Annotated in this window: 13 protein-coding genes; 6 read left to right on the top strand and 7 right to left on the bottom strand. The window is 58.0% G+C overall.

Annotated features, from left to right (window positions below):
• Positions 1-181: 181 nt before the first annotated feature.
• The 4 genes from rseC to rpoE are packed head-to-tail and all read right to left on the bottom strand — an operon-like array spanning position 182 to position 2,868.
• Positions 182-661, bottom strand: coding sequence for a SoxR-reducing system protein RseC (gene rseC / locus CSK29544_RS09445; RefSeq protein ID WP_007897214.1), 480 nt, complete (start codon positions 659-661; stop codon positions 182-184).
• Entirely contained in the window at positions 658-1,611 is a 954-nt protein-coding gene (rseB, locus tag CSK29544_RS09440) for a sigma-E factor regulatory protein RseB (RefSeq protein ID WP_004387375.1), read from the bottom strand. The genes rseC and rseB overlap by 4 nt, the downstream gene beginning before the upstream one ends.
• Positions 1,611-2,261, bottom strand: a complete 651-nt coding sequence (gene rseA, locus CSK29544_RS09435) for an anti-sigma-E factor RseA (RefSeq protein ID WP_004387374.1) — start codon at positions 2,259-2,261, stop codon at positions 1,611-1,613. The genes rseB and rseA overlap by 1 nt, the downstream gene beginning before the upstream one ends.
• Positions 2,262-2,292: 31 nt before the next feature.
• A complete protein-coding gene (gene rpoE, locus CSK29544_RS09430; RefSeq protein WP_004387373.1) occupies positions 2,293-2,868 on the bottom strand; it encodes an RNA polymerase sigma factor RpoE in 576 nt (191 codons plus the stop codon).
• A 424-nt stretch (positions 2,869-3,292) separates the two neighbouring features.
• Between rpoE and nadB the strand changes: the two genes are divergently transcribed.
• Positions 3,293-4,912 (top strand): L-aspartate oxidase, encoded by a 1,620-nt coding sequence (gene nadB / locus CSK29544_RS09425; RefSeq protein ID WP_007897211.1) that lies wholly within the window; start codon positions 3,293-3,295, stop codon positions 4,910-4,912.
• On the opposite strand, the gene trmN is transcribed toward nadB, so the two are convergent.
• Entirely contained in the window at positions 4,897-5,634 is a 738-nt protein-coding gene (gene trmN, locus CSK29544_RS09420; RefSeq protein WP_007897208.1) for a tRNA(1)(Val) (adenine(37)-N(6))-methyltransferase TrmN, read from the bottom strand. The genes nadB and trmN overlap by 16 nt on opposite strands.
• A gap of 128 nt (positions 5,635-5,762) precedes the next feature.
• On the opposite strand from trmN, the gene srmB reads away from it, so the two are divergent.
• Positions 5,763-7,097: an ATP-dependent RNA helicase SrmB gene (gene srmB / locus CSK29544_RS09415; protein WP_007870105.1), complete on the top strand. Its 1,335-nt coding sequence runs from the start codon at positions 5,763-5,765 to the stop codon at positions 7,095-7,097.
• A 75-nt stretch (positions 7,098-7,172) separates the two neighbouring features.
• Here srmB and grcA read toward each other — a convergent pair whose 3' ends face one another.
• Positions 7,173-7,556 (bottom strand): autonomous glycyl radical cofactor GrcA, encoded by a 384-nt coding sequence (gene grcA, locus CSK29544_RS09410; RefSeq protein ID WP_004387369.1) that lies wholly within the window; start codon positions 7,554-7,556, stop codon positions 7,173-7,175.
• Positions 7,557-7,862: 306 nt separating this feature from the next.
• On the opposite strand from grcA, the gene ung reads away from it, so the two are divergent.
• Positions 7,863-8,552, top strand: coding sequence for a uracil-DNA glycosylase (gene ung, locus CSK29544_RS09405; RefSeq protein ID WP_007897206.1), 690 nt, complete (start codon positions 7,863-7,865; stop codon positions 8,550-8,552).
• A 58-nt stretch (positions 8,553-8,610) separates the two neighbouring features.
• Here ung and CSK29544_RS09400 read toward each other — a convergent pair whose 3' ends face one another.
• On the bottom strand, positions 8,611-9,672 hold the full coding sequence (locus CSK29544_RS09400; RefSeq protein WP_007897204.1) for a tRNA/rRNA methyltransferase: 1,062 nt from the start codon (positions 9,670-9,672) through the stop codon (positions 8,611-8,613).
• A 209-nt stretch (positions 9,673-9,881) separates the two neighbouring features.
• Between CSK29544_RS09400 and trxC the strand changes: the two genes are divergently transcribed.
• From trxC to CSK29544_RS09385, 3 genes are all read left to right on the top strand, one after another.
• Entirely contained in the window at positions 9,882-10,313 is a 432-nt protein-coding gene (trxC, locus tag CSK29544_RS09395) for a thioredoxin TrxC (RefSeq protein WP_029039328.1), read from the top strand.
• Positions 10,314-10,382: 69 nt separating this feature from the next.
• Entirely contained in the window at positions 10,383-11,084 is a 702-nt protein-coding gene (locus tag CSK29544_RS09390) for a tRNA-uridine aminocarboxypropyltransferase (RefSeq protein WP_007870112.1), read from the top strand.
• Positions 11,085-11,117: 33 nt separating this feature from the next.
• Positions 11,118-13,778, top strand: a complete 2,661-nt coding sequence (locus CSK29544_RS09385) for a bifunctional acetate--CoA ligase family protein/GNAT family N-acetyltransferase (RefSeq protein ID WP_007897201.1) — start codon at positions 11,118-11,120, stop codon at positions 13,776-13,778.
• Positions 13,779-13,783: the final 5 nt, after the last annotated feature.

The raw sequence follows: 13,783 nt of genomic DNA, 5'->3' as shown, positions 1-13,783 counted from the left end.
CTTATAAATCCTGAGAGGCTCGGCGCAACGCGCGGTACTGAGCATGATGTCTCTGGCTGTCTTATGCCTGAAACGCTGCATTCTACACTACAACCAGAAAGCGGGGAAACTGCGTCTCAGGTAAGCATAGACGGCGAATGAAAATCATCGGGAAAGGAGGCGTAAAACCAACAGCCGGCGATTACCGGCTGTCAGAAGAAGGGGTGGTTTCAACGCGCAACGCATCGGGCGGAAGCCCGACGCTGAGAATGACCGGCTGCCAGCTTTCACGGGAGGCGAATTTCGGCGACAAACCGCGTGCCAGCAGAAAACCGCCCACGCCGCCCAGCGCCGCACCGCACATCGCGGCAAGGTCAGAGCCAAACAGCGCCTGGAAAACACCGGCCATGACAAACAGCCCCACCAGCGGAGAGAGATAGACCAGCATCGCGGAGCCCAGCAGACTGCCTTCGGCGATGCCCAGCTCCACTTTCTGTCCGGCTACCAGCGGCTGCTCGCTCGGTACGTTGATATAGTGCGTATTCTGCGGCCCCAGCTTATTCAGCACGCGCGTGCCGCAACCAGCGCGAGACGCGCAGCTGCTGCAGGAGGCTTTAACGTCGCAACTGAGTACGGCTTCGCCGTCTTGCCACGACACGACCGTGGCCCACTCTTTAATCATTGAGATGCCCTGAAGGTAATACTACTCGCGATGCGCTTCGCCGTCGGCGGCGGCAGCTCGCCTACCACTGTGATTTCAGCATTATTGCGCACTTCGGTGCTGACGGTGCGCCTGCCAGTGCGCAGCATCTGTTCGCTGCTGTTAGCGCTGGCGCGGCTGACGTTAATCGAGAAGCTAAAGAGCCCGTCAGAATAGAGCCGCGACTCCACCGGCGAATCGATACCGGGCAGCGGCCGGCGGCTGCTGGAGATTTCAGTAAAGCCCTGCGGCAGCCACGACGCTGACCAGCCAAATTTTGCATTATCGCCCGATGGTACCGAGAGCAGCGGCGGCAACGAGGCCTTCGCCAGATTCTGCATCATCGTGCCGGGCTTATCGTTCACCGTAAAGGAGACGACGCGGAACTGCTCCAGCGTTTCGCCATCGCGATCCAGCAAATCGACACGCATTGGCAGACGCGTTTCGCTGTCTACCCATGCGATATAACCATAACGGGTACCATCGCGCGCCACCACGCGGATCACTTCGCAAAGCCGGTCGGCAATGCGGGTGCGCCCGACAGAGATAAAATCGTAATACGGCGCAAGGCGGCGGAAATCGGTGTAAACCAGCGACGGCAGCGAATCGACGATGAAATCGCCGTTCAGGGTAAACGGCTCAAGCCCTGGCTCGAAATAGCTGATTTCCGAACCACGCTGCACGACTTCGCGACGCGGGCCGTCCAGCTGCAATAACTGCGCGAGGGGCTTATTGTCGAGCCTGGCGTGGCGATAGCGTAAAGATTCCACACCCTGCTTGTTGATGCTGACAAATGAAAGCTCGTAGTTGAGTGACTGGCTCGCCAGGTTCATTTGCTGCAACAACGCCTCGGACGATGCATCTGCCGAGGCGTTGAAGGAAACGAACAGGCTGCCCGTCAAAAGAGAGACGGCGCACCAAAGTTGCTTCATTACTGCGATTGAGTTCCTAAAGTCTGGTTACCAGGCACTTGTAAGGCGGCCTGCTGCGTCTGCGACTGCTCCAGCTGGAGCTGCTCGGCATGCAGGCGGCGTTGCAGTTCGTAATCCTGCAACATCGCGTTGATGCGACGACGCTGTTCCTGCACCTGCGGCTGACCGCCTGCGGCGTTATTATCCGCTGTCGGCACGCCAAGGCTAACCGGGCTGGCTTTACCCATCATCGGCAGCGTATTGAACACCGGCGCTTCCGGCTGTGCGCTCGCATCAGGCTGCGCATTATAGTGCTGAACGCCGACAATCACCGCCAGCGAAACGCATGCGGCCATACCGACTTGCGTGAGCTGGCTCGCCCAGGGCCGCACTTTCTGCCAGAACGGCATTTTGCTCCACTGCTGTGGCGCAGGCTGTGATTCAGGGATGAGCGGCGCAGCCTGTCGGGCGGGCTCATTTTCAATCGCCGCCATGACACGTGCGGAGATATCAAAATGAAGCGTTTCGCCGGTATCGCCGCGCAGGGTATCGCGAATGAGGTGATAGCTTTCCCAGGTTTGCTGTAACGCTTTGTCGTTTTCGACCGCGCTCAACAATTCGCTGTCCAGTGCTTCCCCATCCATTAAAGCGGAAAGTTTTTCTTTCTGCATGCTTAATACCTTTTCCAGTATCCCGCTATCGTCAACGCCTGATAAGCGGTTGAACTTTATTATCAATGGCTTCCCGCGCACGGAAAATGCGGGAGCGTACCGTACCGACCGGGCAATCCATAATAGCCGCTATCTCTTCATAGCTCAGGCCATCCAGCTCCCGCAACGTAATTGCCATGCGTAAATCTTCCGGGAGTGACTCTATGGTACGGAATACAATCTGTCTCAGTTCCTCAGACAACATTAAGTTCTCTGGGTTCGAAATTTCTTTCAACGCGCCGCCACTTTCGAAATTTTCCGCCTCGTTGGCATCCACATCACTGGACGGCGGACGGCGGCCCTGAGCCACTAAATAGTTTTTTGCCGTATTCACGGCGATACGGTAGAGCCAGGTATAAAATGCGCTGTCGCCGCGAAAAGAATCAAACGCGCGCCAGGCTTTAACAAAAGATTCCTGAACAACATCAGAGACGTCGCCTGAGGGGACATAGCGGGACACCAGATTCGCCACTTTATGCTGGTAGCGAATGACCAGTAAGTTAAAGGCTTTCTGATCTCCCTTCTGGACCCGTTCGACAAGGACCTGATCCGTTAACTGCTCGCTCATCCGAGGTAATGTCTCCCCAAACCTGAATTTCCACGCGTAATCGAAATGCCACCCGAACTCTGCACTGTGAGCAAGCAGAAGCTTAGAGCGCCGGTTGCCCGGAAAGTTCCGTTACGCCTTTGTTTTTGTGCGGCAATGGCGAACGCCAGTTCTACTCATTATATGTTCACAATCTGAATAACGGCCTGCCAGGGCTGTATTTTGTTGCACAGACCGCTTGCAGGGTAACGCAACACCACCATTTTTTCACCTTTAAATCCTGAGGATGCGCGGCGGTACGCAGCGTTTTGAGTATGCGGCTATGCGTTAAGTCAGAATCTCTCTCTCGTGTTTAGCGTTTACAACGCAGATTAAAAAAAGCGTGTTTGATTTCGCATTACGGTGCTATGCTGGCCAAACCTTGTTTAGTAAATTAAACACGACAATGAATAAGACACCTGAACTTCACTGTGATGTGCTGATTGTCGGCAGCGGTGCCGCCGGCCTTTCACTGGCGCTGCGCCTGGCGGAACATAGCCAGGTGATAGTATTGAGCAAAGGTCCTTTGAGCGAAGGCTCTACCTTTTATGCCCAGGGCGGGATAGCCGCGGTTTTTGACGAAACCGACAGCATCGCCTCGCACGTAGAAGACACGCTGATTGCAGGCGCTGGCCTGTGCGATCGCAGCGCCGTCGAGTTTGTCGCCAGTAATGCCCGCCACTGCGTGCAGTGGCTTATCGATCAGGGCGTGCTGTTTGATACCGAAGTGCAGTCGAACGGCGAAGAGAGCTACCACCTCACGCGTGAAGGCGGCCACAGCCACCGCCGCATTCTGCATGCGGCGGACGCCACCGGTAAGGCCGTCGCTACAACGTTGATGGATAAAGCGTTAAGCCATCCGAATATCCGCATCCTTGAGCGTCATAACGCCGTGGATTTGATTATCTCTGATAAAATCGGTCTGCCGGGCACGCGCCGCGTGGTGGGTGCCTGGATCTGGAACCGCAATAAAGAAGAAGTGGAAACCTGTCGCGCGAAAGCCGTGGTGCTCGCCACCGGCGGTGCGTCAAAAGTCTATCAGTACACGACCAACCCGGATATCGCCTCGGGCGACGGCATCGCGATGGCCTGGCGCGCCGGTTGTCGCGTCGCGAATCTCGAATTCAATCAGTTCCATCCAACCGCCCTGTTTCATCCGCAGGCGCGCAATTTCCTGCTGACCGAAGCGCTGCGTGGCGAAGGCGCTTATCTTAAACGTCCTGACGGCACCCGCTTTATGCCGGAGTTTGACGAGCGCGCCGAACTGGCGCCGCGCGATATCGTGGCGCGCGCCATTGACCATGAAATGAAACGTCTCGGCGCCGACTGCATGTATCTCGACATCAGCTACAAGCCGGAGGCGTTTGTTCGCCAGCATTTCCCGACGATTTATGAAAAGCTACTGGGGCTTGGCATCGATCTCACCCGAGAGCCGGTGCCGGTGGTGCCCGCGGCGCACTACACCTGCGGCGGCGTAATGGTCGATGAGCACGGACGCACCGACGTCGACGGGCTTTACGCCATCGGCGAGGTGACCTACACCGGGTTGCACGGCGCGAATCGTATGGCCTCAAACTCGCTGCTGGAGTGTCTGGTTTACGGCTGGTCGGCGGCGGAAGATATCCGGCTGCGCCTGCCCTATGCGCGCGAGGTCAAAACCCTGCCCGCCTGGGACGAAAGCCGCGTGGAGCACCCGGATGAACTGGTGGTATTGCAGCATAACTGGCATGAGCTGCGGCTGTTTATGTGGGATTACGTGGGCATTGTGCGCACCACCAAACGTCTGGAGCGCGCGCTGCGACGCATTACGATGTTACAGCAGGAGATAGAAGAGTATTACGCCAACTTCCGCGTCTCCAATAACCTGCTGGAGCTGCGTAACCTGGTTCAGGTGGCGGAGCTTATCGTCCGCTGCGCCATGATGCGCAAAGAGAGCCGCGGGCTGCACTACACGCTGGATTACCCGGAAACGTTGCCGGAATCCGGGCCGTCGGTGCTCGCCCCGCTGGTTCACATAAACAGGTAGAAAGCTTCCGTGAGGGCGCAATAGGCCGGTGAGTAGTGCTGATCCGGCCCGCGGATCAGTAAATCATCACAGAAGCATTCGCCAGGCGATGGGGAAAACGCCAGCAGCACCCGGTGCGGCAGTTTTCCTTCGTTTTCGGCCACATCGGTGCGTAGCCGCAAATGCCAGCCTTGTTCGCCGGCCAGACGGCTGAACGCTTCGCCGCTGCTTTCCGGCAACACCACGCAGAAGAACCCCTCTTCCGTAATTAACTGTGCCGCACAGGCGAGCAGCGTTCCGTGATCGAGCGTTGTAGTGTAGCGCGCCTGTTCACGGGCGGGCGTGGCGCAGGCGACGCCTTTGTCATAATAAGGCGGATTGCTGACGATAAGTTCGTAGCGCTGCGTCTGCTGCTGCGTCCAGGTCTGTATATCGGCGCTATGCACCTGAATCCGCGCCGCCCACGGCGAGGCATCAATGTTTTCACGAGCCTGATCTGCGGCCTGGGCGTCAAGCTCGACGGCATCCAGCGTCACGGTATCATCCGTGCGCTGCGCCAGCATCAGCGTCAGCAAACCGCTGCCCGCCCCGATATCCAGCACGCGCTGCGCTTTCGCAACCGGTGCCCACGCCCCGAGGAGAATGCCATCAGTACCGACTTTCATCGCACAGCGGTCGTGCGCGACAAAAAATTGTTTGAAGGTAAAACCATTGCGGCGTAACGGGGTTTTTGGCTGCGACATCTTTAAGACCTGGTAACAAAACCGCTGTAGCATAGGCGAAAGCGCCGCCGGGGAAAAGGAGAAGCCGGGAAAGGGATGAACATTGGGCGCTGAACGTCTATAATCTGCGCCCCACACTGAGGTAGAAAATGACTGTAACCACTTTTTCCGAACTTGAACTAGATGACAGCCTGCTGGACGCGCTCCAGGAAAAAGGCTTCACCCGCCCGACCGCTATCCAGGCGGCCGCCATTCCGCCTGCGCTCGACGGGCGTGATGTGCTCGGTTCTGCGCCGACAGGCACCGGTAAAACGGCAGCTTATCTGTTGCCGGCGTTGCAGCATCTGCTCGACTTCCCTCGCAAAAAATCGGGGCCGCCGCGCATTCTTATCCTGACCCCGACCCGCGAACTGGCGATGCAGGTTGCAGAGCATGCGCGCGAACTGGCAAAGCATACGCATCTGGATATCGCCACGATCACCGGCGGTGTGGCTTATATGAATCACGCGGAAGTCTTCAGCGAAAACCAGGATATCGTGGTCGCCACGACGGGTCGTCTGCTGCAATACATTAAAGAAGAAAACTTCGACTGCCGCGCGGTGGAAACCCTCATCCTTGATGAAGCCGACCGTATGCTGGATATGGGCTTCGCGCAGGATATCGAAACTATCGCGGGTGAAACCCGCTGGCGCAAACAGACTTTGCTGTTCTCCGCCACGCTTGAAGGCGACGCGATTAAAGATTTCGCCGAACGCCTGCTGGAAGAGCCGGTGGAAGTCTCTGCGACGCCCTCCACCCGCGAGCGCAAAAAGATCCACCAGTGGTATTACCGCGCCGATAACATCGAACACAAAACCGCGCTGCTGGTGCACCTGCTTAAGCAGCCGGAAGCCACCCGCTCCATCGTGTTTGTGCGTAAACGCGAGCGTGTGCATGAGCTGGCGAACTGGCTGCGTGAAGCGGGCATCAATAACTGCTATCTCGAAGGCGAAATGGTGCAGGTGAAGCGTAACGAGGCGATTAAACGTCTGACCGACGGCCGCGTTAATGTGCTTATCGCCACCGATGTGGCCGCTCGTGGGATTGATATTCCGGATGTCAGCCACGTCTTTAACTATGACATGCCGCGCACCGCCGACACCTATCTGCACCGCATTGGCCGTACCGGTCGCGCAGGGCGTAAAGGCACCGCGATTTCGCTGGTTGAAGCGCACGACCATCTGCTGCTGGGCAAAGTAGGCCGCTACCTTAACGAACCGCTGAAAGCCCGCGTGATTGATGAACTGCGTCCGACCACGCGTGCGCCGAGTGAAAAGCTCACCGGCAAACCGTCCAAAAAAGCGCTCGCGAAACGCGAAGAGAAGAAAAAAGAGAAAGAAAAAGAGAAGCCGCGCGTGAAAAAACGTCACCGCGACACCAAAAATATCGGCAAACGCCGTAAGCCGAGCGGTAACGCGACAGCGTCATCCGATAAGGCAGAGTGATAAAAAAACCGCCAGCCGATGCTGGCGGTTTTTGTTTTATCCGACGGCGCGCCGCCGGTGAACGAACGTCTGAACTTACAGGCTTTCGGTAAAGGTACGGGCAATCACGTCGCGCTGCTGTTCCGGAGTCAGCGAGTTAAAACGCACCGCGTAACCGGAAACACGGATAGTCAGCTGCGGATATTTTTCCGGGTGCTTAACGGCATCTTCCAGCGTTTCACGACGCAGCACGTTCACGTTCAGGTGCTGACCGCCTTCCACACGCACTTCCGGTTTGATTTCCATCGGAATTTCACGGTATTCGAACTGGCCAAGCTGGCTCACCGGCACGATGTCATCTTCATTAAAACCGGCTTTGGCGCAGACGCAGCGTGCTTCGCCTTTTTCGTTATCGAGCAGCCAGAAAGAGTTCAGCAGACTGTCGTTTGCGGCTTTAGTAATCTGGATACCTGTGATCATAAGTTGCCTCCCTGTGGGCGAGTTTGATGCGTTCAGCCAGCAGGCGTCAGAACAGGCGGCTGGCTAATTGGTAAAACCAATGTTGTCTTATTGTTTTATATACCACCAAAGGGCGGTCATTCTTTGATTTAAATCAAAATAAACCACTCTATGAATGTGGGTATAACATAAAGGAATTGCTTTACATCAACTTAGCGCTGTCCCGAACCTTCGGGAATTTTGTAAATCTGCGTCACGCACGGCCCGGTTTTGTTCTTCGGAAATAAGGCGTTAAGCTTAGGAAACAGAAAATCGCAGGAGAGCGAGATGACCGATAAACTGACCTGGCACGACGTGCTGGCTGATGAAAAAGAAAAGCCTTACTTCAAAAAGATCCTGACCACTGTCGCTGCCGAGCGTGAAGCAGGCGTCACCATCTATCCGCCGCAGAAAGAGGTGTTTAACGCCTTCCGCTTTACCGAGCTTGGCGATGTGAAAGTGGTGATCCTGGGCCAGGATCCTTACCATGGGCCAGGACAAGCGCATGGCCTCGCCTTTTCGGTACGTCCGGGCGTCGCGCCGCCGCCATCGCTGGTCAACATGTATAAAGAGCTGGAGCAGTCGGTGCCGGGTTTCGCCCGCCCTTCTCACGGTTATTTAGAAAGCTGGGCGCGCCAGGGCGTTATGCTGCTTAATACCGTGCTGACGGTACAGGCCGGCAAAGCGCATTCGCATGCCAATCTGGGCTGGGAGACCTTTACCGATAAAGTGATCTCGCTGATTAACGAGCATCGTGAAGGCGTGGTGTTTCTGCTCTGGGGCTCGCATGCGCAGAAAAAAGGCGCGATTATCGACCGCAACCGCCACCATGTGTTGCAGGCGCCGCACCCGTCGCCGCTCTCCGCGCATCGCGGTTTCTTTGGCTGCGGTCATTTCGTCAAAACGAATCAGTATCTGGAAAGCCGTGGCGAAGCCCCCATCGACTGGATGCCCGTTCTGCCGGAAAACGCCCAATAAAAAACCTCCCGCAGGAGGCTTTAACGTTTATCACGCCAGCCTTACGCTGGCGTTTTTTTTACGCTTTATTCTGACGCCACCACTCGGCGAGCAGTACGCCGGTCGCGACAGAAACGTTCAGGCTTTCTACATTGCCGGTGCCGTCGATGGAGAGGCTTAAATCGGCATTCGCCTGCGTCGCTTCAGAAATACCTTCGCTTTCCTGGCCCAGCACCAGCACCATTTTCTTCGGCAGCGTCGCTTTAAAGAGCGGCGTACCTTTATGGCTGGAGGTGGTCACGATGGCGTAACCGGCAGCGCGGAACTGCGCCAGCGCGTCGCTGAAGCTGTCGCCGGTGATCGGCTCGACATGCTCGGCACCGCCTTCTGCGGTACGCACCGCCGCGCCGGATTCCAGCAGCGAGGCGTCCTGCACGACCACGCCTTTCACGCCGAAGTGCGCGCAGCTGCGCACAATAGCGCCGAGGTTATGCGGGTTGCCCACATCTTCCAGCGCCAGCACGCAATCTTCATCGCCCGCTTTACTCAGCCACTGGTCAACGCTCGCGCCGCTGCGTTTTTTAATCAGGAAGCAGACGCCGCCGTGATGCTCGGTGCCGGAAGCTTTGGTGAGCTCCGCGTCATCCACCACGTGATACGCTTTGCGGTTCGCCGCCATCCAGCGCAGTGCTTCTTTAAAGCGCGGGGTCACGCTCTGGATAAACCAGGCGCGAACGATAGATTCCGGACGGCTCTGGAACAGCGCCTGACAGGCGTTTTCGCCATAGACGCGGGTCTCTTCGGCGCGCTGACGGCGCAGCACTTCCGGATCGATAAAACTTTTGCCACTGATGCCGCCATGATCCGGCTTCGCTGGCGCTTCTGCGCCCGGCGCGCGGGAAACAGTGCGCCACGGTGATGCCTCACGGTCGCCGTCGCCGTCACGGCCACGGCTGCGTTCACGGTCAGACGGTCTGTCACTGCGCGCAGCACGACGACCGCCTTCCGGTTTACCGTTGCCAACGGGACGACCGCCGCCTTTTCCGGTACGCGGGTTTGAGCTGCGTTTGTCCGTATTTTCATCACTGCGGACATACATCACTTTGACCTTGCCGCTCTTGCCTTTAAATTCGTCGTTCATGTCTTTCTCCACCTGCGCTGCGCGAAGCGCGCAGATTACCCGATGTGTCCGCGCTTAGCCATTCTTTCGCGCAAAAGCTAATAACTATTGTACTCATTGGATAAAACGGTTTGAGCCTCGAAACATTCTTGCAGATACTGGATAACATTATCGAAACATAGCCGACGTTTCCGCGTCGGTTTCTGTCACCTGCAACCCAGAGGTTAGCTATGAATACCGTTTGTGCCGCTTGCCAGACTGTCAATCGCGTGGATGAAGAGCGTATTGAAGACGGCGCGAAGTGCGGCCGCTGTGGCCACGCGCTGTTTGACGGCGATGTGATTAACGCCACCAGCGAAACGCTGGATCAGCTGCTTAAAGATGACCTGCCGGTAGTGATTGATTTCTGGGTGCCGTGGTGCGGCCCGTGCCGTAGCTTTGCGCCGATCTTTGAAGATGTCGCCGAAGAGCGCAGCGGCAAAATACGCTTTGTAAAAGTGAACACCGAGGCCGAGCCGGAGCTGAGCGCGCGTTTTCGCATTCGCAGCATCCCGACCATCATGATGTTCAAAAACGGACAGCTGGTGGATATGCTCAACGGCGCTGTACCAAAAGCGCCGTTCGATACCTGGCTGAACGAAGCGACGAACGAAGCCGTATAACGTCTGCCGCGGGGCGCGTCTTGTGCCCCGCGATTCCCTCTGCGACAATGGCGTTTTTGCCGACTTCCCATGACTGAAAACGCCGTCCTTCGCCTGCGCGCCGAGCGCCTGGCACGCGCCACCCGCCCTTTTCTCGCCCGCGGCAACCGTATTAAGCGCTGCCAGCGTTGCCTGCTGCCGTTACGACACTGCTTATGCGACACGCTGCAACCCCAACCGGCCCGCAGCCGTTTCTGTCTGGTGATGTTTGATACCGAGCCGATGAAGCCCAGCAATACCGGCAGGCTTATCGCCGATATTCTGCCTGATACGGAGGCGTTTCAGTGGTCGCGCACCGAGCCGCCCGCAGCGCTTCTTGAACTCGTGGCAAACCCTGACTATCAGCCTGTGGTGGTGTTCCCGGCGTCTTACGCCGATGCCGGACGCGACGTGCTGACCGCCCCGCCGCGTACCGGCAAGCCGCCGCTTTTTATTATGCTCGACGGCACCTGGACCGAAGCGCGCAAAATGTTTCGCAAAAGCCCTTATCTTGACGCGCTGCCGGTGATGTCGGTGGATTTAACGCGGGTATCGGCCTATCAGCTGCGCGAAGCGCACGCCGACGGGCAGTACTGTACGGCGGAAGTGGCGATAGCACTGCTGGACGGCGCGGGCGATACCGCGGCGGCGCAGGGATTAAGCGATCACTTTGCGCTGTTTCGCGAGCGCTATCTGGCCGGTAAACCACATCATCAGGGCAGCGTCACAGCAGCGCAGGCAGAAAGCGTTTAAAATCATCAGGTCACTTCGACGCCGGAGGAAATGATGAGCCAACGTGGCCTGGAAGCGCTGTTACGTCCCAAATCCATCGCCGTCATCGGCGCAACGATGAAACCCGACAGAGCCGGTTTTCTGATGATGCGCAATCTGCTGGCGGGCGGTTTTAGCGGGCCGGTTCTGCCGGTGACGCCTGCCTGGAAAGCGGTCTGTGGCGTGCTGGCCTGGCCGGATGTCGCAAGCCTGCCGTTTACGCCCGATCTCGCGGTGCTGTGTACCCACGCAAAGCGCAATCTGGCGCTGCTGGAGGCGCTTGGCGAAAAAGGCTGTAAAACCTGCCTGGTGCTCTCATCGCCCCCGGAACAACATGCCGAACTGCTGGCCTGCGCGGCGCGCTTCCAGATGCGCCTGCTCGGCCCGAACAGCCTGGGGCTGCTGGCGCCGTGGCAGGGTCTTAACGCCAGTTTTTCGCCGGTGCCGATCCGCAAAGGCAAACTTGCGTTTATTTCGCAGTCCGCTGCCGTTTCAAACACGATTCTCGACTGGGCGCAGCAGCGCCAGCTCGGCTTCTCCTGGTTTATCGCGCTGGGCGACAGCCTGGATATCGACGTCGATGAACTGCTCGATTACCTGGCCCGCGACAGTAAAACCAGCGCCATTCTGCTCTACCTGGAGCACCTGAGCGACGCCCGACGCTTTGTCTCCGCCGCGCGTAGCGCCTCGCGCAATAAACCTATCCTGGTCATCAAGAGCGGGCGCAGCCCCAGCGCGCGCCGTCTGCTGAATACCCACGCCGGGCTGGACACAGCCTGGGATGCGGCAATCCAGCGCGCCGGTCTGCTGCGCGTACAGGACACTCATGAACTGTTCTCGGCGGTGGAAACCTTAAGTCATATGCGCCCGCTGCGCGGCGAGCGACTGATGATTGTCAGCAACGGCGCCGCCCCTGCCGCGCTGGCGCTCGACGAACTCTGGCGGCGACAGGGGAAACTCGCCACGCTCGATGACGCCATGCTGACGCGGCTTCAGCAGCAGTTGCCGGAAGGCATTCACGCTGACAACCCGCTCGACCTGCGCGATGACGCCACGCCTGCGCGCTATTTAAAAACGATCGAAGCGCTGCTGGACAGCCACGATTTCGACGCGCTGATGGTTATCCACTCGCCGAGCGCCGCCGCGCCCGGCAGCGAGAGCGCCCGCGCGCTGATCGATCTCTTTAACCGCCACCCGCGCGGCAAGTACGTGACGCTGATTACCAACTGGGGCGGTGAGTTCTCTTCCCAGGAGGCGCGTCATCTGTTCAGCGAAGCGGGTATTCCCACCTATCGCACGCCGGAAGGCGCAGTCACCGCCTTTATGCATATGGTGGAGTATCGCCGCAACCAGAAACAGCTGCGGGAAACCCCGGCGCTGCCCGCCACGCTCCCGGCGGATACCGCCCAGGCGCACCAGTTGTTGCAGCAGGCGTGCGCCGAAGGCGTGACGCAGCTCGATACTCATGAAGTGCGCCCGATTCTGGAGGCTTATGGCCTGCACACGCTGCCGACATGGATAGCGGGCGACAGCGCCGAGGCGGTGCATATCGCGGGAGAGATTGGTTACCCGGTGGCGCTGAAGCTGCGCTCGCCGGATATTCCGCATAAATCTGAAGTTCAGGGGGTGATGCTTTATCTGCGCACCGCTCACGAAGTGCAGCGCGCGGCGGACGCGATGCTTGACCGGGTGAAAATGACCTGGCCGCAGGCGCGCATTCATGGCCTGCTGGTGCAGAGCATGGCGAACCGCGCCGGCGCGCAGGAGCTGCGGGTGGTCGTCGAGCACGACCCGGTCTTCGGGCCGCTGATTATGCTGGGCGAAGGCGGTGTCGAGTGGCGTCCTGAGGCGCAGGCCGCCGTCGCGCTGCCGCCGCTGAACATGAATCTGGCGCGTTATCTGGTCATACAGGCCATTAAGAGCGGCAAAATTCGCGGGCGTAGCGCGCTGCGTCCCCTGGATATCGCAGGCTTAAGCGAGCTGCTGGTGCAGGTGTCTAACCTGGTGGTGGATTGCCCGGAAATCGCGCGTCTGGATATTCATCCGCTGCTTGCTTCGGGCAGCGATTTTACGGCGCTGGACGTCACGATGCAGCTTGCGCCCTTTAGCGGTGATGCAGACGCGCGGCTGGCGGTTCGCCCCTATCCACACCGTTTAGAGGAGTGGGTGACGCTGAAAAACGGCGAGCGCTGCCTGTTCCGCCCTATTCTTCCCGAAGATGAACCCCAGCTACAACGCTTTATCTCGCAGGTGACGAAGGAAGATCTTTATTACCGTTACTTTAGCGAGATCAATGAATTTACCCATGATGATTTAGCCAATATGACCCAGATCGACTACGATCGAGAAATGGCTTTTGTGGCGGTACGTCAGCAGACAGGCAGTGAGGAAATTATTGGCGTTACCCGCGCCATTTCCGATCCGGATAATATCGACGCCGAGTTCGCGGTTCTTGTCAGATCCGATCTTAAAGGCCTCGGCCTCGGGCGTCGGCTGCTGGAAAAATTGATAGCCTACACGCGCGATCATGGTTTATCGCGGCTGAATGGCATTACCATGCCGCATAACCAGGGGATGGTGGCGCTAGCCCGCAAGCTTGGCTTTAGCGTCGATATTCAGTTGGATGAAGGCATCGTTGCCCTGAGCCTGGCGCTGGCAAAACCCGCCGATTCGTGAGTAAG

It is taken from the genome of Cronobacter sakazakii (assembly GCF_000982825.1).
Classification (GTDB): domain Bacteria; phylum Pseudomonadota; class Gammaproteobacteria; order Enterobacterales; family Enterobacteriaceae; genus Cronobacter; species Cronobacter sakazakii.
This window is presented reverse-complemented; position numbering and strand designations above follow the sequence as displayed.

What these genes read in the sequence shown, in the direction of transcription:
- rseA (WP_004387374.1), bottom strand. Translation starts at nt 2,261, where the DNA reads ATGCAGAAAGAAAAACTTTCCGCTTTAATGGATGGGGAAGCACTGGAC.
- grcA (WP_004387369.1), bottom strand. Translation starts at nt 7,556, where the DNA reads ATGATCACAGGTATCCAGATTACTAAAGCCGCAAACGACAGTCTGCTG.
- CSK29544_RS09390 (WP_007870112.1), top strand. Translation starts at nt 10,383, where the DNA reads ATGACTGAAAACGCCGTCCTTCGCCTGCGCGCCGAGCGCCTGGCACGC.
- trxC (WP_029039328.1), top strand. Translation starts at nt 9,882, where the DNA reads ATGAATACCGTTTGTGCCGCTTGCCAGACTGTCAATCGCGTGGATGAA.
- ung (WP_007897206.1), top strand. Translation starts at nt 7,863, where the DNA reads ATGACCGATAAACTGACCTGGCACGACGTGCTGGCTGATGAAAAAGAA.
- srmB (WP_007870105.1), top strand. Translation starts at nt 5,763, where the DNA reads ATGACTGTAACCACTTTTTCCGAACTTGAACTAGATGACAGCCTGCTG.
- CSK29544_RS09400 (WP_007897204.1), bottom strand. Translation starts at nt 9,672, where the DNA reads ATGAACGACGAATTTAAAGGCAAGAGCGGCAAGGTCAAAGTGATGTAT.
- trmN (WP_007897208.1), bottom strand. Translation starts at nt 5,634, where the DNA reads ATGTCGCAGCCAAAAACCCCGTTACGCCGCAATGGTTTTACCTTCAAA.
- rpoE (WP_004387373.1), bottom strand. Translation starts at nt 2,868, where the DNA reads ATGAGCGAGCAGTTAACGGATCAGGTCCTTGTCGAACGGGTCCAGAAG.
- rseB (WP_004387375.1), bottom strand. Translation starts at nt 1,611, where the DNA reads ATGAAGCAACTTTGGTGCGCCGTCTCTCTTTTGACGGGCAGCCTGTTC.
- nadB (WP_007897211.1), top strand. Translation starts at nt 3,293, where the DNA reads ATGAATAAGACACCTGAACTTCACTGTGATGTGCTGATTGTCGGCAGC.
- CSK29544_RS09385 (WP_007897201.1), top strand. Translation starts at nt 11,118, where the DNA reads ATGAGCCAACGTGGCCTGGAAGCGCTGTTACGTCCCAAATCCATCGCC.
- rseC (WP_007897214.1), bottom strand. Translation starts at nt 661, where the DNA reads ATGATTAAAGAGTGGGCCACGGTCGTGTCGTGGCAAGACGGCGAAGCC.